This window comes from Pseudomonas sp. ATCC 13867 (assembly GCF_000349845.1).
GTDB lineage: Bacteria > Pseudomonadota > Gammaproteobacteria > Pseudomonadales > Pseudomonadaceae > Pseudomonas.
Window position 1 is genome coordinate 2,299,925 of record NC_020829.1, and the last position, 23,562, is coordinate 2,323,486.

Genomic DNA, 23,562 nt, shown 5'->3' on the forward strand with positions numbered 1-23,562 from the left:
CGAGCTTGCTCGCGAACCGCCCAACTCCGATGTGGCCGGGAATCTGTTCGCGAGCAAGCTCGCTCCTACAGGGAACACCCCGGCTCAGAGGCTTTCCAGGGTGCGCAGGAGAACGTCGACCTTGGTCAGCGACTCCTCGTACTCTTCCTGCCAGTCCGAGTCGGCGACGATGCCGCCGCCCCCCCAGCAACTGGCCTGGCCATCCTTCAGCAGCACGGTGCGGATGGCGATGGAACTGTCCATCTCGCCGCGCACGTCGAGGTAGAGCAGGCTGCCGCAGTAGATGCTGCGCCGGGTCGGCTCCAGTTCGTCGATGATCTGCATGGCGCGGACCTTCGGCGCGCCGGTGATGGAGCCGCCGGGGAAGCTGCCTTCGAGCAGGTCCAGGGCATCCTTGCCGTCCGCCAGCTCTCCGGTGACGCTGCTGACCAGGTGGTGGACGTTGGGGTAGGTCTCCAGCGCGAACAGTTCTGGTACCCGCACGCTCCCGGGGCGGCAACTGCGGCCCAGGTCGTTGCGCAGTAGATCGACGATCATCAGGTTCTCGGCGCGGTCCTTCTCGCTGGCCAGCAGCGCCTCGGCGTTGGCCTGGTCCGCCTCGGGCGTTGCGCCGCGCGGACGGGTGCCCTTGATCGGGCGGGTTTCCACCTGGCGGCCGTGGAGCTGGATGAAACGCTCCGGCGACAGGCTCAGCACCGCGCCGTCCGGCAATTCCAGGTAGCCGGCGAAGGGCGTCGGACAGGCTTCGCGCAGCGCCCGGTAGGCCAGCCACGGCGAGCCGCTGTACGGTGCGCGGAAGCGCTGGGTGTAGTTCACCTGGTAGCAGTCGCCGTCGAGGATGTAGCGGTGCACCCGCTCCAGGGCGTCGCGGTACTGCCCGCGCTCGAGATCCGGGCGGAATGGGGCGCCGAGGCGGAAGGGCGGCAGCGGCCCGGTCTGCGCAGCGCCCTCGAACAGCGCCACCAGCCGCTCGCGCTCGTTCGGCGGCAGGGCCGGGTGGAACACCAGTTGGCTGGTGCGTTCCTGGTGATCGGTCACCTGCGCCCAGGCATAGAGCCCGAGGCGGGCATCGGGCAGGTCGAGGTCGTCGCGTGCGGGCGCGGCCAGGCGCTCGATGCGGCGGCCGAAGTCGTAGCTCAGGTAGCCGATCATTCCGCCGACGAATGGCAGGTTCCGATTGTCCGGCGTCTGGACTTCGCCGAGGCTCTGCAACGCGCTTCGTACCCTGGCGAAAAAGCCTTTGGCCGATTCGTCGGCGGTCGGTGCCAGTTCTGCCAATGGCCAGGCGCTCAGAAGGTCATAGCGTCCACGGGTGGCAAAAGGTCGGCCGGCATCCAGCAGGACGGCGCCGGGTGCACGATGGATCAGGGCGAAGCGGTCACCAGGATCTTCCCGATAGGGAAGAGGGTGTATGAAGCAGTGAGACATGAGTGAAAGCGTGCAAGGCGAATGAGAGGTTTCTGACTCGTCTGAATCATTGATCCTAGAGCCATTTCTTCAGTTTACGTAGGAAACGCATTCTGTTAAGAATTGGATTATCCCGCGGAGACTATGCTCCGTACCACAACGATAATGACACAGGGATACAGGCCGTGGATGTAGTACTCGAACCCGCAGCCGGCAGCCTTCTGCGCTCCAGATTAACACCCCCCCAGGTGCCTGCTGACTATTTGATTCGTCCCAGGATCCAGAATGCTCTGGATCGTCATCCTTACGCCTCGGTCTTGTCCTTCGCCGCTCCGGTCGGTTTTGGCAAGACTACCGCCCTTGCTGCGCTGGCCAGAGCCCGTGAACTGGACGGCAATGCCGTTGCCTGGATTTCGCTCGAAGAGCAGGACGACGACCCTGGCCGCTTCTGCCTGAAGCTGATCCAGGCGCTGGCCGGTGCCTTGCCGGGCTCCGGCGAAGATGCCTTGGGTTACTTGCAGAACACCATGCGCGTGCCGGTGGTGGCGGTGATGGAAAGCCTGCTGATCGACCTGTCGCGCGATGAGCGCAAGGTCCTGCTGGTGCTGGACGATCTCCATGCGATCAGTCATGCCGACGTGTTTGCCGGCCTCAACCGCCTGGTGCAGTACGCACCGCCCGGGCTCACCCTGGCTATCGGCAGCCGGTCGCAACCCCCGCTGAACCTCGCCACCTGGCGTGCCAAGGGCCTGTTGCTGGAGATCGGCCAGGACGAGCTGCGCCTGAGCGAGGACGAAACCCGCGAATACCTCGCCCGTGACGGCGTGCAGTTGGAAGACGCCTGCCTGCACAACCTGCACAGCCAGACCGAAGGCTGGGTGGCCGGCGTACACCTGGTCAGCCTTTGGCTACGCCAGCAACCGGGGGTGCCGGAAGATCTCACTTCGCTCAGCAGCGACAAGGCTGCCGTGGGGGATTACCTGCTGCGGGCCGTGTTCGAGCGCCTGCCGGGCGATATCCAGGATGCGCTGCTGGCGCTGAGCATTGCCAATCGGCTGAGCGGCGACCTGGCCAATACCCTGACCGGTCGCCAGGATGGCCAGGCGTTGCTGGAGCATCTGGACAGCATGCAGCTGTTCCTCCTGCCGCTGGACCGCGACCGCCAGTGGTACCGTTTCCACCAACTGTTCGCCGACTTCCTCCGGGCGCGCCTGCACGAGTGCGATCCGGAGCGCTTCAAGCAACTGCACTTCAACGCAAGCCTGTGGTTCACCAACCACCACATGCCGACCCTGGCCATCGAGCACGCCTGCCTGGCCGAGGACCCGGAGATGCTCGCCGCGCTGGTGGATGGCTGCGGCCTGGAGCTGATCAACCGTGGTCAGCTGTACCTGATCTCGCGCTGGCGCCGCCATGTGCCGAACGAGATTGCCGGGCGCTATCCGATCCTGGTGCTCAGCGATGTCTGGACCCGCGCCTCGGAACTCAGCCTGCCCGAAGCCAACCGCATGATCGACGAGCTGCTGGCGCGCTGGGGCGACCACAAGGGCAGCGGCCCGATGGGCGACCAGTACCTTTCCGCGCTGGCGGTGAAAGCCGTGCTGGCGTTGCAGAAGGACGATCTGGAGCAGTGCATCACCCTGGCACGCCGGGTGGAAAGCCAACTGGGGCAGAACTCCGCCTTCCTCGAGGGGGCGGTCCTGCTGATCGCCGCGTTCGCCCAGGTCGTCCGCGGCCAGGCCGATCAGGCCCGGCGGCTGATGGGATTGGCGCAGCAGCGCAATCATTTCCTCGATGGCCGCTACCTGCACATGCAGCTCTCCACCATCGAGGTGGTGCTGGCGCTGGAGCAGGGCCAGGTCAAGCAGGCGCAACTGCTCATCGAACGTCTCCGCCAGCAGGCGATGCCGCTGTTCGACAAACGCTCCCAGGCCCTGGCGCTGCCGACCATCGCCGAAGCGCTGACCGCCTATTACCGCACCGACATCGACGGCCTCGAAGAGCGCCTGCGCTGGGCGCTGGGACGGGTCGACGTGGTCAACCCGATCGACCTCTATGCCCAGGGCATGCAGTGCCTGGCGCGCGTCCAGCGCCTGCAGGGGCGCGGCAAGGAAGCGTTGAGCACGCTCGGCCTGATGCAGACCCTGGCCTCGCGCAACCACTCCTGGCGCTTCTTCGCCCTGGCGGTGGGTGAGGAAATCAATCTGATCCTCCAGGAGCCGGCCGCCGACCGCTGCAAGCGCGCCGAGCAGCGCCTGAAGGCCATCGACTGGCAGAAGCTCGCCAGCCATTACAAGCAGATGCCATTCAACCCGGTGCTCTGGGTACAGGGCATCAGTCGCGTACGCCTGTTGCAGGCACGCGGGCATTTCAGCGAGGCGCTGCACGAGATCACCCAGCTGCGCGGCATGCTGCAACCCGGCTGGCATGGCCTGCAACGCCTGCGCCTGGACCTGCTGGCGGCGCTGAGCTACCAGCGCCTGGGGTATCAGGAGCGCTCCCACAGCCTGCTCGGGCAATGCCTGGTTGGCGCCGAGCGGGAAGGGGTGAGGAGCATTTTCATCGAAGAAGGCGAGGGGATTCGCCAGTTGCTGCAGCAGCTCGAATCCACTGAGCGACAACCGGCCTTGCAGGCGTTCATTCGAGGAATGCTGACCGTCTGGCCGGGGCAGGAAGCACGCAGGTCGCCCGAGGCGCTCGAGGAAGGTCTGACCGACCGCGAGCGCGAGGTGGTGTGTCTGGCCGCGCAGGGCCTCTCCAACGAGGAGATCGGCCGACAACTGTCGCTGGCGCTTGGCACCGTCAAATGGCACCTGCACAACATCTACGAGAAGCTCAAGGTACGCAATCGTACCCAGGCGATCCGCCGTGCCCGCGAGCTGAGTCTGCTCTGAATGACGACCGTGACCTCCCTGGCGCAGCCGCCGATGCCGCTACTGCGCACCAAACTGTTCCCGCCGCGCACCGACAGCACCGTGCTGCTGCCGCGCCGCGCGCTGATCGACCGCCTGTTCGCCGCCCGCCAGCAGCGGGTGCTGGTGCTCAGTGCGCCGGCGGGGTTCGGCAAGAGCACCGCGCTCAGCCTGTTCCGCCAGCGCTTGCAACAGAGCGGGGCGCGGGTGGCCTGGCTGTCCTGCGACGAGGGCGACAGCGAACCGCAGCGTCTGGTGCAGTACCTGGTGGCGAGTATCAGCAGCGTCGAGGAGGGCTTCGGCGCCAACACCTCGAACCTGCTGCAGTCGGACATGACCCTGCCGCTGGAGGGCATCATCGATGCCTTCCTCTCCGACCTGCGACGGCTGGACGGCCCGCTGTACCTGTTCCTCGACGACTTCCACCAGATTCGCCATCCGGCGCTGGCCCACGGCGCGCGCTACCTGATCGAGCACCTGCCGGACAATGTGCGGCTGGTCACCAGCACGCGGTATCGCCCGCGCTTCCTGGTCGACGAACCGGCACTCGCGCCGCTGACCTTCTGCCTGAGCGGCGATGACCTGCGCCTCACCCGCGAAGAGACCGACACCTACCTCATCGAGCTCAAGGGGCTGTCGCTCAGCGATGCCGAGCTCAATCTGCTGCACAAGCGCACCGAGGGCTGGATCACCGCGCTGCACCTGGCGGCGCTGGCGCTGGCGCGGCATCCGGATCGCACGGCGTTCCTCAAGGGGCTGTCCGGCTCCGAGCGCGACCTTGCCGATTACCTGGCCGAGGACGTGCTGCGCAGCCTCCCCGAATCGTTGCAGCAGTTCCTCGACCAGACCTCGGTGCTGGATGAGTTCTGCGCGGAGCTGTGCAATGCCCTGACCGGTCGCCGCGACGGCCTGGACATGCTGATGCGGCTGCAGAACGAGCAGTTGTTCATCATCCCGTTGGACGATCAGCGCGAGTGGTTCCGTTACCACCACCTGTTCGCCGAGTTTCTCCAGGGCCGCCTGGCCCGGCACACGGACCCGACGCCGTTGCTGCACGCCGCGGCACGCTGGTGCGAGAGCCGGGACATGGCCGACCGGGCGATCAAGTACGCGCTGCGCGCGCGCGACTATGCTTTCGCCGCCGACCTGCTGGAGCGCCAGGGCGCCAAACTGATCGCCGGCAATCGCGTCTACGGGATCCTCGGCATGCTCGGCAGCATTCCCGCCGAGGTGATTCGCGAGCATCCGGTGTTCCAGATTTTCTACGCCTGGCAGTTGGCCTTCGAGCAGAAATTCGCCGAGGCCGAGGCGCTGATCGAGGAGCTCAGCGTCCGCTTGTTGCAGGGGCAGGGCACGGTGCGCAACTTCGGCCTGGCCGAGTTGCTGGCGGTGGCCCAGGTGCTCAAGGCACTGGTGCTGCTCTACCAGGACAAGCTGGAGGGCTGCCTGAAGGTGGCCCGCCAGTGGCTGGCCCTGGTGCCGGCCAACCAGCCGGTGTTCCGCGCCAGCCTGTCCTGCATCCAGGCGGCGGCCTACGCGTTGCTGGGGGATTACGCCGAAGCGGCCAGGGCCATTGGCATCGCCCAGGAGTGCCTGCGCATAGCCGACAGCGAATACCTGCAGGTCGTGGTGAGCATGATCGAGGCGCTGATCTGCAAGGAGCGCGGCGAGCTGGAGCGCGGCCGCACCATCGCCGAGAGCGCGCGCAGCCGGGTGGATCGGGTGTTCGGCCGCCGCAGCCGGGTCGGCGGCCCGCTGTCGCTGGCGTATGCGGACATTCTCTACGAGCAGGATCGGCATGCCGCGATCCTCGCCGAACTGCCCCTGGCGACCACCTGGCGCGATGTTGCCACGCCGGTGGAGCTGCTCAGTCGTGGCCAGTTGGTGATGGCCAAGGCGCGTTTCTTCGCCGGCGAGGCGGAACAGGGACTGGCTCAGCTCGACGAATGGCTGGTTGGCCTGCAGACGCCGGGCTATGAGCGGGTCCATGCGTTGGCCATGAGCTGCAAGGTGCAACTGCTGTTGTGGATGCGCCGGCCGAACGAGGCGGAGCGGGTGTGCCTGCAACTGGCGCGGCATCTCTCCGGGCTCTCCGCCGAGCGCTATGCCGACGCCCAGGCTGCGCTGGTAATGGCCGAGGCACGGCTGGCACTGTCGGAGCGCCATGCCGAGCGCGCGCAGCAGCGCCTGGAGGCTTGCCTGGCGGGCTATACCTCGCCCTATCAACGCGACCGGCGGTTGCGCCTGTCGTTGTTACTTTCTGTGGCGTTTTGGCAGAAAGGTAACAGCGAGAAAGCCTTCGCTTTGTTTGCGCCGACGCTGGAAGAGGCCTGGAACCTGGGTTACCGCCGGCTGTTCCAGGACGACGCGCTGTGGCTGCTGCCGCTGTGGGAAGCCTGGAAGGGCGCCGAGCCCAAGCGCGCCGCCGCCTGGCAGGGCGTGGCGGAAATGCTCCGCGAACAGTGCCGCAGGCTCTCTGTCGATCCAGAAAGTTTCGATGAAAATCAAGATGTTAGCCATCGAGAGCGGGAGATCCTGCGGCTCGTGGCGGCGGGCTTGTCGAACCGCGACATCGCCCAGGCGGTGCATCTGTCGGAGGCCACCATCAAGTGGCACTTGCACAACCTGTTTGCCAAGCTGGGTGTGCGCAGTCGGACCCAGGCGGTACTCAAGGGCAAGAGCCTGGGATTGCTCAGCGAAGCCTGAGTCGGAGGGTGGGTTTTGCGCCATCCCTTGGATGGGCTGGCAGGTGGAAGTCGGGTCAGTAGCTTGGAAACCAGGACGCGAAGCCTGGTGCTTCACGAATCCATGCCCGCGGCGCCTAGGGAAGCAGTCGCGGGTCTGGAGGACCGGCATAGCCGGTCGACCTGCAGCGGGCTAGGACGCCCCTTGCAGTGCCTGGGGCAACCCACCTGAACACTGGAGAGAAATAACAATGAAAAAAATCAAGCAACTGATTCTTGCAAGTGCAGTTCTGGCTACTCCGTTCCTGGCACATGCCGACATGCAATCCATGGATGACGCGGCACTGTCCGGTGTGACCGGCCAGGATGGCATCAGCATCGCCGGTACCTTCAATGCTCAGATCGGTGCGGTGACTTACCAGGACACCGATACCGACGGCGGCTCCCTGGTGCTCGAAGGCATCCACCTGCCGAGCGTGACCATCGCCGACAACGCCCCGCTGACCGTCGACGTGGTGACCACCAGCATCACTCCGAGCGGCGGCGGCACCGCTGTTGCGACCCAGCAACTGCAACTGGGCCTGCCCAGCATCACCGGCAACGTCACCGTCGATGCCGTCAAGGTGGGCGACACTGGCGCCAGCATCGGCTCTCTGACCGTTTCCAACCTGAACCTGGCCGGTTCCCAGGTTCGCATCTGGGGTCACTGATCGGTTCCGCGTAGCAGCAAACGGGCCTTGCCGGCGTTCAGCCGGCAAGGCTTTTCCCAATCGAGGAGGGGTGGATGTTCGAGATACTGCTGGGAAGCCTGCTGGGGCTGTTCGGTTTTACCCAGGCCGTGGATACCAAGCCGCAACAGCAGGGCACAGTGAACATCTCGCAACCGCTCACGCCCAATGGACCGTTCCGCGAATCGGTGCAGCTCGAACCGATGAGCCAGGTACAGTTCCGCAATGTGATTCGCCAGGCCTACGACTACAGCTGCGGCTCGGCGGCGCTCACCACGCTGCTGGACTATTACCTGGGGCGCAACCTGGAAGAACGTCAGGTCATGGAAGGCCTGATCAAGTACGGCGAGGCCGACAAGATCGTCCAGCGCCGTGGATTTTCGCTTCTGGACATGAAGCGCTACGCCGCCGCGCTCGGCTACAAGAGTGGCGGCTTCCGTGCCGAGTTCTCCGACCTGGACTCGCTCGAACACCCGGCGCTGGTGCCTATCCACTATGCCGGCTTCAAGCATTTCGTCGTGGTCCGCGATGTCTACAACGACCACGTCTTCGTTGCCGATCCTGCCTTGGGCAACATCAGTTTCACCCGCGCCCGTTTCGAGGATATCTGGGACCAGAACGTACTGTTCGTCATCTACCCCAGCGGCCAGGAGCCCAGGAACGCCCTGGAGCTGAGGGAAGCCGACCTGCGCCTGGTGGACGACCGTACCGTCAGCCTGCTGGCCTTCCGGGAGTTCCCGGAAATGAGCAAGTTCACCCAGAACCAGATCGGGGAGGCCGCCTCCGGTGGGGATGTCCAGTACATCCGCCGCAAATGATTGCCTGATCGGCCCGTACGAATAAGAACAAGACCAGGGGATAGCAACATGAATTTGAAGGGGTTTGCGTGCGTTGCCGCTCTGGCCTTGCTGGTCAGTACCGCCGTTGCGGCGGACGAGACGTCATCCGAAGATGCACGCGATGCGCTGGCCAAGAAGGACAGCGATGCCGACAGCGCCAAGGCGCTCGAAGAGGTGTTCCAGGCCGCCGAGAAGAGCTACACCCTGCTCAAGAAGGGCGAGCGCCAGCTCACCTACGGTTTCGACTATTCGATGATGCGCGACACCCGCCTGCAGGCGGTGCGCAGCGGTGAGAACGTCTACAGCGTGCTGGCGCAGAGCGAGGCGCAGCACACGTTCACCAACTCGTTCACCTTCGACTACGGCATCTGGGACAACCTCACCTTCAGTATGCGCCTGCCGTTCGTGGCCAAGTACGACACCGAGCGCGATATCCATGCCTACAGCCTGGGCGACATCTCCGCGACCCTGCGCTGGCAGCCCTGGCCGTCGCGCCGCGGGCGCCCGGTCACCACCCTCTACGCCACCCTCGGCCTGCCCACCGGCGACAGCCCCTACGACATGAACGTGGAGAAGGACGTCTCCACCGGCAATGGCTACTACAGCCTGGGCGTGGGTGCCAACTCGTCCTACGTGATCGATCCGGTCGTGCTCTACGGCTCGCTCGGTTACACCTACAACATGCAGGTCGACAACATCCACCAGACCCAGTACGGCGAAGAGCTGGAGAAGGTGGTGCCGGGCGATACCATCAACTTCGCGATGGGCATGGCCTACGCGCTGTCCTACGACGTTTCGCTCGCCACCTCCTACCAGATGGCCTACTCGCTGAAGAACAAGTACTACTTCAACGACCGGACGGTGGAGGCGCCGGAGCAGACCAGCGCGATCATGAACTTCTCGCTGGGCCTTCGAACGTCACCCGATTACATCGTCAACGTGAACGCCGGTTTCGGTCTGACCGAAGACTCGCCGGATGTACTGCTGGGGCTCTCCCTTCCCCTGGATATCCAAGGCCTCAAAGCCCAGTAACCGACGAGCGAACTCCACATGACTATGCGCATTTCGCCACTCGCGTTGGCGATGGCAGGGGTAAGCCTTGGCTGGTCGTCACTGGCGGGCGCCCAACTGGCCAACGACCTGACCATCGGCAACCCCAAGGCTATGGCGATGGCCAACGCCGTCACCGCCGACTCCACCGGCATCGACGCGGTGCACTACAACCCCGCGGCCCTGACCAAGCTCAAGGGGCGGCAGACCGCGATCAAGCTGGTCACCGGGGTGATGGACATCCGCGCCGATTTCAACGCGCCGCCCAACTATGGCGACTCCGCGTTCGGTATCGATGACGATCCGGTCGCCAACAGCGGCAGCCGTACCCTGACGCCGACCATGTACCTGCCGGGCCTGGGCGGGATGACCGACATGCCGCTGCTGGTGGCGCCGCTGGCCGGGCTGTCGATCAACCCGCCGGGATCGAAGTTCACATTCGCCACCAACGTCTACGCACCGCAGGCGCTGGGCTACTCGCGCGATTCCGACAGCGACCCGGCGCGCTTCGAAGGGCGCCGCGTATCGCTGCAGCGCATCACCTACTTCTCGCCTTCGCTGGGCTACCAGGTCAACGACGATCTTTCGGTGGGATTGTCCGTGGGTTTCTCGCACCAGGCGATGGCGCTGGACACCGACTTCCGCAACCCCGGCCTGCTCACCGGCCTGCTGCAGACCCTGCACGACACCACCTGCGTGCCGGGCGCGCAGGAAATCGTCGAACTGGTGTTCAACGTCTGCGGCGGCCGCATCGGCCCCTACGACTCGCTGGCCAACCTCAAGCTGGACATGCAGCAGAGTCTCTCGCCGAGCTTCAACCTCGGCATCCTCTGGGAACCCCGCGACTGGTTCGCCTGGGGCGCGACCTACCAGAGCGAGTCGCGCATGCATCTGAAGGGCAAGTACCGGGTCGACTACACCGAGGACTGGCAGGGCTTCTGGTCGGGCCTGCAAGGCTCGATCTTCGGCGCCTTCCTGAGCCCGCTGTTCCCCTACGGCAACACCGACGAGGAACACGGCGTGGCGACGCTGAACATGGTCAACCCGGACAGCTTCTCCACCGGCATCAAGCTGCGCCCATTCGACAAGTGGCAGTTCAACTTCGACCTGAAGTGGACCGACTACAGCGACTGGAACAAGCTGGAGATCGAGTTCGACAAGGAGCTCGACCTGCTGCGCATCGCCAAGAACTTCGCGCCCAACGGCGCCACCGACCACAGCATCATCCTCGACCGCGGCTACCAGGACACCTGGAGCTACGCGATGGGCATGCAGTACGACGTCAACGACCGCCTGCAACTGCGCGCCGGCTACGAGTACCGTCCATCGGCGATCCCCAAGGACAAGGCCGATGCCCTGGTGCCGATCGGCGATGCCGACCTCTACGGCCTCGGCCTGGGCTACCAGTGGGACAAGGACACGGTGATCGACCTGGGCTTCAACTACTTCGTCTCCAAGCAGCACATCAAGGCCGGCACCAGCTGCAACCTGAACTGCACCGGCATCGACAACCTGGTCTACAACCCCTACGCGGGGCTTGACGTCGATACCACGGTGAAGGCCTATATCTTCGCCATGACCTACCGGACGACTTTCTGAGGGCACCGGACATGCGCAAGCTGACCCTCCTGATGAGCTGCCTGATCGCCGGCGGGATTGTCGTCCCGGCGGTGCAGGCCGCCAGTGGGCGATACCTGTCCTGGGTGGACGACAACGGCCAGGTGCACAACACCTTCGTCGACGCCAGCTTCAGCCAGCAGCAGCGCCAGGCTGACAAACGCATCGACCAGAGTGACCGGGCGCGCCTGCTCGATGCCTCCGCGACCCAATGGCCGGGCACCCAGCCGGGCGGGGAGAGCAAGCGCCGCTACTTCACCTGGGTCGATGCCCAGGGCAACCTGCAGAACAGCTTCTACGCCGCCGGCCAGGTGCCGCCGGGCCGTACCGACTACGTGCTGCCCAACGGCGATCACTCCGCCGAGTACATCGACGCCGAAGCCTACGAGGACAAGGGCTTCGTCCGCAGCGAAAACGGCAACCCGTACTACACCTGGGTCGACGAGCAGGGCCGCATGCACAACTCGCCGATCAGCGCCGAGCAGCGCGCCGAGGCGTTCCGCCGGGGCGAGCAGGGTGGCAGCCGGATCGCCTACACCGAGGGTCGGCAGATCGAATTCAAGTCGCGCCCGGCGGCGTTGCCCGGCCTGGATGGCAGCGGCGAGCAGACCGATGCCATGAAGGCCTTGCTCAAGGGCAGCGGCAAGACCCTCGACGATCTCTACCAGGACCTGCAGCGCCGCTGCTGCGAGCAGATGGCCGACGGCGACTTCACCGAGCTGAGTGCGGAAGAACCGCGCTACGAAGAACTGAACAAGTTCTCCCCGAGCTTCGATTTCCCGATGGGCAAGAGTTATTTCGTGGCGATGAAGTTGCCCAGTTCGCAGCGGGTCTACGGCCTGCGCGTACGCAGTTTCGCCAACCATCAGGTGGTGTATCCGTCGCTGCTGTTCCTTGACGAGCGCAAGCGCCCGACCCGTCTGGTGAGCGACGCGGTGTACAAGCTCAACCCGGAAACCTGGTACCGCTATGCCTTTATCGAGGGCACGGTGCCGGTGCGCGCCAACCAGGGCGAGCGCTACGTGCTGCTGCTGACCACGGATGAAGACCGCAGTCTGCAAACCCTCGACAACAAGCCCTACAAGCGGCCGCTGGAAAGCCTGGCGGTGAACGAGGCGGGGATGAAGGTGCGCGAGCACGGCGATCAGGGCGGGTTCGAACTGGCAGTGGTGCGCTGATCCCGTCGCGCCGGTTTTTTGTAGGAGCGAGCTTGCTCGCGAAATCGTCCGACACCTGTGTGGCCGGTAAATCCGTTCGCGAGCAAGCTCGCTCCTACAGAAAGTCCCCATGAAAAAAACGGCGAGTGCCGGGCTTTTTCATGGGCCAGGGCGCCTCAGATTTCCTTGGGCCGTACGTGCCCGAACAGTTCCTGGGAGAAGCGCACGCGCTCTTCCACGGCTTCCTTCACGCCCTTGGCTTCCAACTCGGCGAGATGCGCCTCGACCGCATGGGTGCGCAGGGTCAGGCCGCAGTCGTTGGCGATCTGGATGTTCAGGCCGGGACGGGCGTTGAGCTCGAGGATCAGCGGGCCCTTGTCCTGGTCCAGCACCATGTCCACGCCGATATAGCCCAGACCGCACAGCTCGTAGCAGCCGGCGGCGAGCTTCATGAAGCCGTCCCAGTTGGGCAACTGCACGCCGTCCACCGCATTGGTGGTGTCCGGGTGCTTGCTGATCTTGTTGTTCAGCCAGGTGCCGCGCAGGGTCAGGCCGGTGGCCAGGTCCACACCCACGCCGATGGCGCCCTGGTGCAGGTTGGCCTTGCCGTTGGACTGGCGGGTCGGCAGGCGCAGCATCGCCATCACCGGGTAGCCCATCAGCACGATGATGCGGATGTCCGGCACGCCTTCGTAGCTGATGCTCTTGAAGATCTGGTCCGGGGTCACCCGGTACTCGATCAGTGCGCGGTCGCGGTGGCCGCCCAGGGAATACAGGCCGGTGAGGATGCTCGACAACTGGTGCTCGATTTCCCCGTGGCTGATGATCCGCCCGGACACCGTCTTGTAGCGCCCCTCGAAGCGGTCGGCGATCACCAGGATGCCGTCGCCGCCGGCGCCCTGCGCCGGCTTGATCACGAAGTCGCTACGCTCGCCGATGATCTCCGGCAGGCGTTCGATCTCCTTCTCGGTGGAGATGATCCCGTACATTTCCGGTACGTGGATCCCCGCCTCGATGGCGCGCTGCTTGGTGATGATCTTGTCATCGACGATCGGGTACAGGTGCCGCTGGTTGTACTTGAGCACGTAGTCCGCGTTGCGCCGGTTGATGCCCATGATGCCGAGGGCGCTCAGGGCTTTCCATCGCTTGATCAGGCCGAACATGGCTTAGTCCTTGAGGAAGGCTTTGAAGCGGAACAGTTCGGTCAGGCGGTAACCGCGGTAGCGACCCATCGCCAGCATGAACGACACCAGGATCAGCAATACGGCCGGGAAGGTGAACACGAAGTACACCAGTTCCGGTACGCGCATCAGGATGTGCGCCAGGGCGGCGGCGAACAGGGTGCCGATGGCGGCCTTCATGGCGTGGGCCGCGCCGCGCTCTTCCCAGGTGATCGACAGGCGTTCGATGCTCATGGTCAGGATCACCATCGGGAACAGCGCCACCGACAGACCGCTCTCGAAGCCGAGCTTGTGGCTGAGCAGGCTGATGGCGGCGATCATCACCACCACGAAGGTCAGCACCACCGACAGGCGCGGCAGCATCTGCAACTTCAGGTGTTCCAGGTAGGAGCGTAGCGACAGGCCCAGCGCGGTGATCACGGTGAACAGGCCGATACCCCACTGCAGGCCGGTTTCGCGGAAGGCGAGGGCGATCAGCACCGGGGTGAAGGTACCCAGGGTCTGGATGCCGATCAGGTTGCGCAGCACCAGGATCACCAGCACGCCGAACGGGATCATGATCATGATCTGGAAGGTCTGCTGGGTGGACAGCGGCAGGCCGTACAGCGAGTACTCGAGGAAGGCCGCGTCGGTGTTCTCGTCCGACAGCTTGGCCAGGCGGATAGCGTTCATCTCGCTGCTGTTGAGGCTGAAGCTGACCTGGGCCTTCTTGCCACCCTCGATGGACAGCAGGCTCTCGTCACCCAGCCACCAGATCAGGCGGTCGGCGGGCAGGCCGCGTTCGCCGTTCTCCGGGTTGAAGTACAGCCATTCCTTGCCGTTGAAGCTGCGCAGCCAAAGTTCCGGCTGTTGCGGCTGGTTGGCGACCAGGCGAATGGTGTGCACTCGCTCCAGCGGTACGTGGGCCACGGCCAGCAGGGTCTCGACCACGTGGGAGCGCTTGTCCAGGCTGGTATCGCCGGCCAGCAGCAGCTTGACGTTGTCGTCGCTGAGGTTGTTGGCGCGCTTGATGGCTTCGCTGACGAAGGTCTCGACGTCCGCCGAATGCTGGCGGATGGGCGCGATCAAGGCTTCGGCGGCAATCTTCTCCGGGCCTTCCAGGGGCAGGCTGTCGCGGAAGATCGGGCCCTTTTCCTTGGCCTTTTCGCCGGCGCCAGCGTAGCGCTTGGTCAGCACCAGGCGGTAGTAGAGGGTCTGCTGGCCGTTGGCGCGGCGCGAGGACCAGGTCACCTTGCGGTTGCCGTCGGCGCGGTTGATGCCCACGCCATAGTTGTTGGAGACGAAGCTCTCGTTGAGGCTGACGTAATCCTGGCTCAGCGGCGGCACGAACATCTGTACCTTCACCGGTGTCTTCGGCGTGGCGATGAACTCGACCTTGGCGTCGATGTTCCACAAGTCGTCGGTCTCGGCCTCGGTCATCGGGATACCGAGGATGAAGATCTGGTAGGCGGTGATCGCGACGCCCAACGTCAGCAGGATGGCGATCAGGACCTTCAGATGCAGGGTAAGAGAGCGCATGGGATTACTCGGCAGGTTTCGCTACGGGTTGGCAGCCGGGCTTGCCGGCGGCGTATTTCAGGCTCGGGTCGACCAGGGCGCCGAAGCGCTTGAGCGCGTCGGAGCCGATCAGAAGCGGGTATTGGAAGGCGCTACGGTCGGTAAGGTTCACTTCGATGGTGCGTCTGATCTTGCCCATGCAGACGTCCAGCTCGATCACCGGGCGCGCGGTATAGGCCTTGCCTCCATCGGGGTCGTAGTCGCCGTGGCGGCGCTTGATCTTACTGATGCGCGCCAGCGGTTTTTCGATCGGCTGGCTGTCGGCGGTGTCGGTGGCGAGGTAGAAACGCACCCAGGTTTCGCCGTCGCGCTTGAAGCGCTTGATGTCGCGGGCGCTGAGCGAGGCGGTCTTGGCGCCGGTGTCGAGTTTGGCGGCCAGCTCCAGGCTCAGGTCGTCGATGCGGGCGTATTCGTTCAGGCCGTAGACCGTCTTGCCGGCGGCGGCAGTGGTGCCGGAAAGCAGGACGGCGCTCAGGAGAAGCAGCAGGGCAGTGGGCTTGAGTCTCATAGGTCTTGATGAGTGGGTGGCCGCAAAGCCTTGGAAAAGTAAGTGTCCCGGTCGTCACCCCCATTCGGCCGTGGCCGGGTTACCACTCGGCGGGCCCAGGGACGCCAGGCAATAACGCGCCAAATTCTATCATGTGGCTTTTGCGTGGCGACAGTCGGTTGGCGCCTTGGCAGGGTATTTGTTCCAAGCGTGCCTTGTGCGAGCCGGCCGCAGAGGCTTTTCCTTCCACGGCCGCCGCCCGGCAGCCGGATTGCGCGAGGGTTCAGGGCGTTTCCGGTACGCTGACTTCGCTCCAGCTGCTATCGGGGTCGAAGCGGCTCATTTTCATCGCGACTTTCCCGCCGTCGGGCCCCAGGTTCTTGGAGAAGATTTCGCCGTCGTGGCTGATCATGAAACTCATCACACCGCTGTCGCCATAACGGACCGGCCAGGCGACCAGGGCGAAACCGCGAGTCATCTTGCCGCCGATCAGGTAGTCGTAGGCGCCGCCGGGAGCCGAGGGGCCCTGGGCCGTGAGGATCCGGTAGTGATAGCCGTGCCAGCCATCCCCCGGGAGATCGTCGCCGAACAAGGGGCCGAGGGGGCTTTCCTCGCCGCCGTCCTCTTCCGGCCAGTACAGGCCGTCGTGGTGGCCGTCGCTGCTGACGAACTTCTGTGCGTATTCCAGAATGCCGTCGCCGTTGCGGTCCTCCTCGGCGAAATCCATCTGCGCGTCGTGGTAGGCCTGCACCGCGCTCACCGCCGCCTCTTCGTTGCGGCCGATGCGCCGGATGCGGATTTCCTCGCCGCCAGCCTTGGCGTTGAATGCCCATCCTTTCTTTTCGTGCAGGATCGGCAGGGGCAGTGTCCAGGGATCGTTGCCGACCACCAGGTGGGCGCGCTCGGGGGTGTCCTTCTCGATCTGGTGCTTGTCCCGATAGTGCGCGAGGAAGGCGTTCACCTCCTGCCGATCGATGCCTTTGGTCGGGATGTAGTTGTGCCAGTCCTTGCCGAGCAGGGCGGCCAGGCGGTCAGGGTCTGCCTTTTGCGTGCCGAGCGCGGCGATGAAGGCGTCGGCGGCGGCTTCCGGCGTGGGGAAGGTTTCCTGCGCCAGCAGGCTGCAGGGCAGCGCACCCAGGAGGGCAAGCGCGAGTATGCGCGAGACGACATGCATGACCAGGCTCCTATCTGTGCCGCCGCAGGCCGCCGCCGGACGGGGCGCGAGCAGGGCGTTGCACGGTGTGACCAGTGCGCACGGCCTGGGGCCGGCTGGCAACGGCGCGGCTGGCTTGCCCGCGGTGGGTGAGCGCTCGGGATTGCGTCGGGTTGCTGGCCCCGGCGAAGGCGTTGTTGCGCGGGGCCTGGAGCCTGGCGTGCTGCTGGCGTGCCTGTTCGCGAATCTGCGCGTTGTTCTGCGCCCGTGGTCGTTGTTGGGGCTGTGCGCTGCGGTTTTGTGCCACGCTCTGGGCGCGCTGGCGGGCGTCGGGGTTGTCGCGCAATTCGCGGTTGGCCTGCTGGGCGCGCTGAAGGGCTTGCGGATTGTCGCGCAGCTCCCGGGTGGCGGCCTGGGCGCGTTCGCGAGCCTGGGCATTGTTCACCGCCGGCGGCGTAATGCCGCGCTGGGCAAGGCTTTCGCGCGCGCGCGAGCGCTCCTGGGCGCGGGCGGAGTCGAAGCCGCGCAGGGCCTCGCGCTGTTCGCCGCCGGCCAGCCGCCGGCTGTACTGCTCGCGGCTGACGGAGTCGCGGTAGGGCACGCCGTTGCGATAGAGGGGATCATGCCGCCAGGTATTCCGGTTGGCGTTGATCTGTCGGTTGACGTTGATGTTGTTGTAGCGGTTCACATCGACGTCGAGGTCATGGTCGTCCCAGTCGCAGTCGCCCCAGAGCGAGTTCACGATGGCGACCCCCGCGCCGAATGCCAGGCCAGTGGCCAGCGCGGTAGCGACAGGGTATTCGGGGGGTGGGGGGTAGTAGGTCGGCGGACTGGATGGGTAGGCCCAGGTGCCGTAGACCTGGTTGGGGTTGTAGCTGGGGACGTAGACGACCTGCGGGTTGGTGGGCTCGATGACGATCGTCTGGGAGGGCGCCGGTTGCTGCACCACCACGGTGCCGCCGTCGGAGGCCGCCTGCGCCGGAGTTTGCGGCGCTGCCGGTTGGACGGTGACGGTCTGCTGTTCGTTCGACGTCAGGTTGCCGGCGGCCTGGGCCTGGCGGCGCAGGCGCTGGATGGAGTCCATCACGGCGTCGGGCTGGGCCAGGAAGGCATCGCCGACGCGCTGTACCCAGGCCGGGTCCTGGTCAAGCGTGGCCAATACGGCGGGGAAGGCGACCAACGACTGGACACTCGGGTCCCACGGCTGGTTGGCCACCTGCTTCACGGCGGCGTCGCCGGTCGCGTCGGGATGCGCCTTCGACCAGGCTGCCGCGTCGGCCACATTGCCTGGATAGGTGGTTGCCATCAGCACCTGGGCCAGCAGCGAGTCGGGGTACAGCGCCAGCGGCGCGAGCATCTGGTCGAGTTGTTCGGTGGTGAATACCGCCTGGGGCGCTGCTGTTGAAGTGGGCGGAGGGGCCGCGCGTTCGGGCGCGGCGGCGGGCGGCGCAGGCGCTGCGGCGGCGGGAGGCGGGCTGGGTGTGGTGGTTTTGGCGTCGGGCGGCTGGTCCGAGTCACAGCCCGTCAACGCCAGCAGGACGGCCAGGATCAGATGCTGACATTCTCGCATGGCGCTCTCCTGTGCCTGTGCCGGGGAATGCCCGACCCGTGAAAGGTGCCACGGGCAAATCGCGGGTCCACAGAATGATAGGCGTATTGGCGAGAGGCTGCCGAAAGTCGAACGGCCGGGAGTGCCGGCCGTCGCTTGGAGCGAGGGGCGGTTACTTGAGCCGGCGTTCCACGCCTTTCTCGACCAGGATCTTGGCGGAAATTTCTTCCACCGAGAAATGCGTCGAGTTGATGTAGGCGATGTTCTCGCGACGGAACAGACTCTCCACCTCGCGCACCTCGAACTCGCACTGGGCGAAGCTGGCGTAGCGGCTGTTGGGCTTGCGCTCGTTGCGGATGGCGGTGAGCCGGTCGGGGTCGATGGTCAGGCCGAACAGCTTGTGCTTGTAGGGCTTGAGCGCGTTGGGCAACTGCAGGCGCTCCATGTCTTCCTCGGTCAGCGGGTAGTTCGCCGCGCGGATGCCGTATTGCAGTGCCATATAAAGGCAGGTCGGCGTCTTGCCGCAGCGCGATACGCCCACCAGGATCAGGTCGGCCTTGTCGTAGTAGTGCGTGCGGGCGCCGTCGTCGTTGTCCAGCGCGAAGTTGACCGCATCGATGCGCTCCATGTAGTTGGAGTTGTGGCCGATGCTGTGGGATTTTCCGACGGAATACGACGAATCTGAGGATAATTCTTGCTCGAGCGGGGACAAAAACGTCGAGAAGATGTCAATCATGAAGCCGTTGGATTGCGCAAGGACCGAACGGATCTCGCGGTTCACGATGGTATCGAAGATGATCGGGCGTGCACCGTCCGCCTCGGCAGCAGTGTTGATTTGCTGTACCATGACGCGCGCTTTTTCTTCGGTATCGATGTAAGGTCGCGTCAGTTTGACGAAGTTGATGTTCTCGAACTGCGCTAGAAGGCTCTGGCCGAGGGTTTCGGCAGTAATGCCGGTGCCGTCGGAAATGAAGAATGCAGTTCGTTTCATATGCGCTGCGGGCCTTAAGGTAGGAACGTTTCTTGGCTATGATAGGCCGCGCGTTTGCAAGGCCCTTTGCCGGGGCATTCTTACTCATTTTTCTGGCCCGGGCCAGAAGAGTGGCGCCGCACCGGCCCGTACGACCTTTTCCAACACCTTAGTGGAGAGATCACCTTGGTAGAGTACGTAGTTTCCCTCGATAAGCTCGGCGTCCATGATGTCGAACATGTGGGGGGCAAGAACGCATCCCTGGGCGAAATGATCAGCAACCTCGCCGGCGCCGGCGTTTCCGTACCGGGTGGTTTCGCTACCACCGCCCAGGCCTACCGTGACTTCCTCGAGCAGAGCGGCCTTAACGATCGCATCCATGCTGCCCTGGATGCTCTCGATGTGGATGACGTGAATGCCCTGGCCAAGACTGGCGCGCAGATTCGTCAGTGGGTGATGGATGCCGAGTTCCCGGCCCGGCTCGATGCCGAAATCCGCAAGGCCTTCGCCGAAATGGCGGGCGGCAATGACAACATGGCCGTCGCCGTACGCTCCTCCGCGACCGCTGAAGACCTGCCGGACGCCTCCTTCGCCGGCCAGCAGGAAACCTTCCTGAACATCCGCGGCGTGGACAACGTGATCCGCGCGGCTAAGGAAGTCTTCGCTTCCCTCTTCAACGACCGTGCCATCGCCTACCGCGTGCACCAGGGCTTCGACCACAAGCTGGTCGCCCTGTCCGCCGGCGTGCAGCGCATGGTCCGCTCGGAAACCGGCACTGCCGGCGTGATGTTCACCCTGGACACCGAATCCGGTTTCCGTGACGTGGTGTTCATCACCGGTGCCTACGGCCTCGGCGAGACCGTGGTGCAGGGCGCGGTGAACCCCGACGAATTCTACGTGCACAAGCCCACCCTGGAAGCCGGTCGCCCGGCGATCCTGCGCCGCAACCTGGGCAGCAAGGCCATCAAGATGGTCTACGGCGACGAAGCCAAGGCCGGCAAGTCGGTCAAGGTCGTCGACGTGGAGAAGGCCGATCGCGCCCGTTTCGCGCTGTCCGATGCCGAGGTCATCGAACTGGCCAAGCAGGCCCTGATCATCGAGAAGCACTACGAGCGTCCGATGGACATCGAATGGGCGAAGGACGGTGACGACGGCAAGCTGTACATCGTTCAGGCCCGTCCTGAGACCGTGAAGAGCCGTTCCAGCGCCAACGTCATGGAACGCTACCTGCTCAAGGAGAAGGGCAAGGTCCTGGTCGAAGGTCGCGCCATTGGCCAGCGCATCGGCGCCGGCCCGGTGAAGGTGATCCACGACGTTTCCGAGATGGACAAGGTCCAGCCGGGCGACGTGCTGGTCTCCGACATGACCGACCCGGATTGGGAACCCGTCATGAAGCGCGCCAGCGCCATCGTCACCAACCGTGGCGGCCGTACCTGCCACGCGGCGATCATTGCCCGTGAACTGGGCATCCCGGCGGTCGTGGGTTGCGGCAACGCCACTGCCGTCCTGCAGGACGGCCAGCGTGTGACCGTATCCTGCGCCGAAGGCGACACCGGCCTGATCTACGAAGGTGAACTGGGCTTCGATATCCGCCAGAACTCGGTCGACGCCATGCCCGAGCTACCGTTCAAGATCATGATGAACGTCGGCAACCCGGACCGCGCCTTCGACTTCGCCCAACTGCCGAACGAAGGTGTGGGCCTGGCCCGCCTGGAGTTCATCATCAACCGCATGATCGGCGTGCACCCCAAGGCGCTGCTGAACTTCGCCAGCCTGCCGGCGGACATCAAGGACAGCGTCGAGAAGCGCATCGCCGGTTACGACGATCCGGTCGGCTTCTACGTCGAGAAGCTGGTCGAGGGCGTCAGCACCCTGGCCGCTGCGTTCTGGCCGAAGAAGGTCATCGTGCGCCTGTCGGACTTCAAGTCCAACGAATACGCCAACCTGATCGGCGGCAAGCTCTACGAGCCGGAAGAAGAGAACCCGATGCTCGGCTTCCGTGGCGCCTCGCGCTACATCAGCGAATCCTTCCGCGACTGCTTCGAGCTCGAATGCCGCGCGATGAAGAAGGTCCGCAACGAGATGGGCCTGACCAACGTCGAGCTGATGGTGCCGTTCGTCCGTACCCTGGGCGAAGCCTCCCAGGTCGTCGACCTGCTGGCCACCAACGGTCTGAAGCGTGGCGAGAACGGTCTGCGTGTCATCATGATGTGCGAGCTGCCGTCCAACGCCCTGCTGGCCGATGAGTTCCTCGAGTTCTTCGACGGCTTCTCCATCGGTTCCAACGACCTGACCCAGCTGACCCTGGGCCTGGACCGTGACTCGGGCATCGTCGCGCACCTGTTCGACGAACGTAACCCGGCGGTGAAGAAGCTCCTGTCCAACGCCATCCAGGCGTGCAACCGTGCCGGCAAGTACATCGGCATCTGCGGCCAGGGCCCGTCGGACCACCCGGACCTCGCCAAGTGGCTGATGGAGCAGGGCATCGAGAGCGTGTCGCTGAACCCCGACTCGGTCCTCGACACCTGGTTCTTCCTCGCCGAAGGCCAGTCCTGACGGTTCCTCTACCATCCAAGAAAAGGGGCGGGTGATTTCACCCGCCCTTTTTTGTGCCAGCCGATTCCATGCAAAGCAGCAGTCAACTCTTTCCCGTTGCGCTCCTGAGCGCAGAGTTCCGTGGTGATCTCACCGAGGACATATACCGGCTCAAGCCGGGCAACAGTCCCGACTCCAGCGTCGAGCTGGCACTGACTCGTCTCGGCCTCCGCGAGGGTTCCCGGGGCGCGCCGGTGATACTCCTGCACGGCAGCTTCTCCAACCGGCGTTTCTGGTATTCGCCCAAGTGCCTGGGCCTCGGCCCCTACCTGGCGCGCGCCGGATTCGACGTCTGGATTCCGGAGATGCGCGGGCACGGGCTTTCCCCGCGCAATCACGACTACGCCCGCAACCGTGTGGCCGACTACGCCCGTTTCGACTTGCCGGCCATCGCGCGCTTCGTCGTCGAGCAGAGTGCGCAGACGCCGCACTGGATCGGCCATTCCCTGGGCGGCATCACCCTGGCGGCGGCACTGGGTGGCGGTTATCTGGAGGAGGGGCAGGCGGCCAGCGTGGCACTCTGCGGCAGCCAGGTGAGCCGCGTCTACTGGCCGTTGAAATTGCCGCCGATCGCGTGGAGCAGTCGTTTCCTGCTCAAGCGCATGGGCGGGTTGTCCGGTGCGCGCCTGAAGCGTGGTCCGGAGGACGAGCCGCTCGGCCTGGCGCTGGAAACCCTGCACTGGCACAGCCTGTTCGGGAGTTTCGGCGAGAAGGGCAACGACTGGTGGGCGGGATTGGCGAACGTGCGCACGCGAGTGCTGGCCGTGGCGTCGGATGGCGACCACCAGGACCCGGCCTGGGCGTGCAACAAGCTGCTGGAACAGTTCGGTTCCGAGGTTCGCGAATACCTGCGGCTGGGGCGTCGGCATGGATTCGCCGAGGACTACGGGCACATCGAGATGTTGATCAGCAAGGGCGCCCAGCGCGAAGTCTGGCCGCGCTTGCTGCACTGGCTGGAGCATGGCGCACTGCCGGCCGGGCAGGACGCTCTGGCACAGGCCTGAGCGTTCCTCGTCGGCGCCGCAACGGGTAGACTGTGACGCCAGTGCATCTTTCAGTCACGTCAGGGCCGGATGGCCTTTCCGTTTTCATCAAGAGGAGCGTCTTCATGCATTACGTCACCCCCGATCTGTGCGATGCCTATCCGGAGCTGGTCCAGGTCGTCGAGCCGATGTTCAGCAACTTCGGCGGGCGGGACTCCTTCGGTGGCGAGATCGTCACCATCAAGTGCTTCGAAGACAACTCGCTGGTCAAGGAGCAGGTCGAGAAGGACGGCAAGGGCAAGGTCATGGTGGTGGACGGCGGCGGCTCGCTGCGTCGCGCGCTGCTGGGCGACATGCTGGCCGAGAAGGCGGCGAAGAATGGCTGGGAAGGTATCGTGGTGTACGGCTGCATCCGTGACGTGGATGTGATCGCGCAGACCGACCTGGGCGTGCAGGCGCTGGCCAGCCACCCGATGAAGACCGACAAGCGCGGCATCGGCGATCTGAACGTCGCGGTGACCTTCGGCGGCATCACCTTCCGCCCGGGCGAGTTCGTCTATGCCGACAACAACGGCATCATTGTCTCGCCCCAGGCGCTGAAAATGCCGGAATAAGGCGAACCTCCAACCTCGGTTCGAGTCAATGCCGGAAGCGGATGCTTCCGGCATTTTTCATGTAGCGCCCCGGGCGTGG

17 protein-coding genes are annotated in these 23,562 nt (G+C 64.8%); 10 read left to right on the forward strand and 7 right to left on the reverse strand.

Annotated elements, in window-relative coordinates:
- Positions 1–84: 84 nt before the first annotated feature.
- Complete coding sequence (gene pabB / locus H681_RS10560) at positions 85–1,428, reverse strand: aminodeoxychorismate synthase component I (RefSeq protein ID WP_015476843.1); 1,344 nt, start codon at positions 1,426–1,428, stop codon at positions 85–87.
- Positions 1,429–1,592: 164 nt separating this feature from the next.
- On the opposite strand from pabB, the gene H681_RS10565 reads away from it, so the two are divergent.
- The 7 genes from H681_RS10565 (at position 1,593) to H681_RS10595 (ending at position 12,415) form a co-directional block, all read left to right on the forward strand.
- Entirely contained in the window at positions 1,593–4,301 is a 2,709-nt protein-coding gene (locus tag H681_RS10565) for a LuxR C-terminal-related transcriptional regulator (RefSeq protein WP_080636215.1), read from the forward strand.
- Positions 4,302–7,025 (forward strand): helix-turn-helix transcriptional regulator, encoded by a 2,724-nt coding sequence (locus tag H681_RS10570; RefSeq protein ID WP_015476845.1) that lies wholly within the window; start codon positions 4,302–4,304, stop codon positions 7,023–7,025.
- A gap of 229 nt (positions 7,026–7,254) precedes the next feature.
- Positions 7,255–7,713, forward strand: a complete 459-nt coding sequence (locus H681_RS10575; protein ID WP_015476846.1) for a DUF6160 family protein — start codon at positions 7,255–7,257, stop codon at positions 7,711–7,713.
- Between the two features lie 74 nt (positions 7,714–7,787).
- Positions 7,788–8,549 (forward strand): C39 family peptidase, encoded by a 762-nt coding sequence (locus H681_RS10580; RefSeq protein WP_015476847.1) that lies wholly within the window; start codon positions 7,788–7,790, stop codon positions 8,547–8,549.
- Between the two features lie 48 nt (positions 8,550–8,597).
- Complete coding sequence (locus tag H681_RS10585) at positions 8,598–9,602, forward strand: transporter (RefSeq protein ID WP_015476848.1); 1,005 nt, start codon at positions 8,598–8,600, stop codon at positions 9,600–9,602.
- An 18-nt stretch (positions 9,603–9,620) separates the two neighbouring features.
- Positions 9,621–11,219 (forward strand): outer membrane protein transport protein, encoded by a 1,599-nt coding sequence (locus H681_RS10590; RefSeq protein ID WP_086009558.1) that lies wholly within the window; start codon positions 9,621–9,623, stop codon positions 11,217–11,219.
- Between the two features lie 32 nt (positions 11,220–11,251).
- Complete coding sequence (locus H681_RS10595) at positions 11,252–12,415, forward strand: MalM family protein (protein WP_442961264.1); 1,164 nt, start codon at positions 11,252–11,254, stop codon at positions 12,413–12,415.
- A 155-nt stretch (positions 12,416–12,570) separates the two neighbouring features.
- On the opposite strand, the gene H681_RS10600 is transcribed toward H681_RS10595, so the two are convergent.
- The 6 genes from H681_RS10600 to ppsR form a co-directional block, all read right to left on the reverse strand.
- Positions 12,571–13,557 carry an alpha-L-glutamate ligase-like protein gene (locus H681_RS10600; protein ID WP_015476851.1) on the reverse strand — a complete coding sequence of 329 codons (987 nt, stop codon included), beginning with the start codon at positions 13,555–13,557 and terminating at the stop codon, positions 12,571–12,573.
- Positions 13,558–13,560: 3 nt separating this feature from the next.
- A complete protein-coding gene (rloB, locus tag H681_RS10605) occupies positions 13,561–15,093 on the reverse strand; it encodes an osmotic stress tolerance membrane protein RloB (protein ID WP_015476852.1) in 1,533 nt (510 codons plus the stop codon).
- A 4-nt stretch (positions 15,094–15,097) separates the two neighbouring features.
- Positions 15,098–15,640 carry a retropepsin-like aspartic peptidase RloA gene (gene rloA, locus H681_RS10610; protein ID WP_015476853.1) on the reverse strand — a complete coding sequence of 181 codons (543 nt, stop codon included), beginning with the start codon at positions 15,638–15,640 and terminating at the stop codon, positions 15,098–15,100.
- Positions 15,641–15,902: 262 nt separating this feature from the next.
- Entirely contained in the window at positions 15,903–16,793 is an 891-nt protein-coding gene (locus tag H681_RS10615; protein WP_015476854.1) for a DUF2950 domain-containing protein, read from the reverse strand.
- 10 nt (positions 16,794–16,803) lie between these two features.
- The gene (locus H681_RS10620) at positions 16,804–18,342 is read right to left on the reverse strand and encodes a DUF3300 domain-containing protein (RefSeq protein ID WP_015476855.1); all 1,539 of its coding nucleotides are present in this window, start codon (positions 18,340–18,342) and stop codon (positions 16,804–16,806) included.
- Between the two features lie 151 nt (positions 18,343–18,493).
- Entirely contained in the window at positions 18,494–19,312 is an 819-nt protein-coding gene (gene ppsR, locus H681_RS10625; protein ID WP_015476856.1) for a posphoenolpyruvate synthetase regulatory kinase/phosphorylase PpsR, read from the reverse strand.
- Positions 19,313–19,477: 165 nt separating this feature from the next.
- Here ppsR and ppsA point away from each other — a divergent pair, with 165 nt between their 5' ends.
- From ppsA to rraA, 3 genes are all read left to right on the forward strand, one after another.
- The gene (gene ppsA / locus H681_RS10630; protein ID WP_015476858.1) at positions 19,478–21,847 is read left to right on the forward strand and encodes a phosphoenolpyruvate synthase; all 2,370 of its coding nucleotides are present in this window, start codon (positions 19,478–19,480) and stop codon (positions 21,845–21,847) included.
- Between the two features lie 68 nt (positions 21,848–21,915).
- Positions 21,916–22,890 (forward strand): alpha/beta fold hydrolase, encoded by a 975-nt coding sequence (locus tag H681_RS10635; protein WP_015476859.1) that lies wholly within the window; start codon positions 21,916–21,918, stop codon positions 22,888–22,890.
- A gap of 104 nt (positions 22,891–22,994) precedes the next feature.
- Complete coding sequence (rraA, locus tag H681_RS10640) at positions 22,995–23,483, forward strand: ribonuclease E activity regulator RraA (protein ID WP_015476860.1); 489 nt, start codon at positions 22,995–22,997, stop codon at positions 23,481–23,483.
- The last annotated feature ends 79 nt before the right edge of the window (positions 23,484–23,562 follow it).

Excerpts from the sequence above, each read along its gene's own strand:
- rloA (WP_015476853.1), bottom strand. The coding sequence starts at position 15,640 with ATGAGACTCAAGCCCACTGCCCTGCTGCTTCTCCTGAGCGCCGTCCTG.
- H681_RS10570 (WP_015476845.1), top strand. The coding sequence starts at position 4,302 with ATGACGACCGTGACCTCCCTGGCGCAGCCGCCGATGCCGCTACTGCGC.
- rraA (WP_015476860.1), top strand. The coding sequence starts at position 22,995 with ATGCATTACGTCACCCCCGATCTGTGCGATGCCTATCCGGAGCTGGTC.
- H681_RS10600 (WP_015476851.1), bottom strand. The coding sequence starts at position 13,557 with ATGTTCGGCCTGATCAAGCGATGGAAAGCCCTGAGCGCCCTCGGCATC.
- H681_RS10580 (WP_015476847.1), top strand. The coding sequence starts at position 7,788 with ATGTTCGAGATACTGCTGGGAAGCCTGCTGGGGCTGTTCGGTTTTACC.
- rloB (WP_015476852.1), bottom strand. The coding sequence starts at position 15,093 with ATGCGCTCTCTTACCCTGCATCTGAAGGTCCTGATCGCCATCCTGCTG.
- H681_RS10585 (WP_015476848.1), top strand. The coding sequence starts at position 8,598 with ATGAATTTGAAGGGGTTTGCGTGCGTTGCCGCTCTGGCCTTGCTGGTC.
- H681_RS10620 (WP_015476855.1), bottom strand. The coding sequence starts at position 18,342 with ATGCGAGAATGTCAGCATCTGATCCTGGCCGTCCTGCTGGCGTTGACG.
- H681_RS10590 (WP_086009558.1), top strand. The coding sequence starts at position 9,621 with ATGACTATGCGCATTTCGCCACTCGCGTTGGCGATGGCAGGGGTAAGC.
- H681_RS10595 (WP_442961264.1), top strand. The coding sequence starts at position 11,252 with ATGAGCTGCCTGATCGCCGGCGGGATTGTCGTCCCGGCGGTGCAGGCC.
- H681_RS10615 (WP_015476854.1), bottom strand. The coding sequence starts at position 16,793 with ATGCATGTCGTCTCGCGCATACTCGCGCTTGCCCTCCTGGGTGCGCTG.
- ppsR (WP_015476856.1), bottom strand. The coding sequence starts at position 19,312 with ATGAAACGAACTGCATTCTTCATTTCCGACGGCACCGGCATTACTGCC.
- pabB (WP_015476843.1), bottom strand. The coding sequence starts at position 1,428 with ATGTCTCACTGCTTCATACACCCTCTTCCCTATCGGGAAGATCCTGGT.
- H681_RS10575 (WP_015476846.1), top strand. The coding sequence starts at position 7,255 with ATGAAAAAAATCAAGCAACTGATTCTTGCAAGTGCAGTTCTGGCTACT.
- H681_RS10635 (WP_015476859.1), top strand. The coding sequence starts at position 21,916 with ATGCAAAGCAGCAGTCAACTCTTTCCCGTTGCGCTCCTGAGCGCAGAG.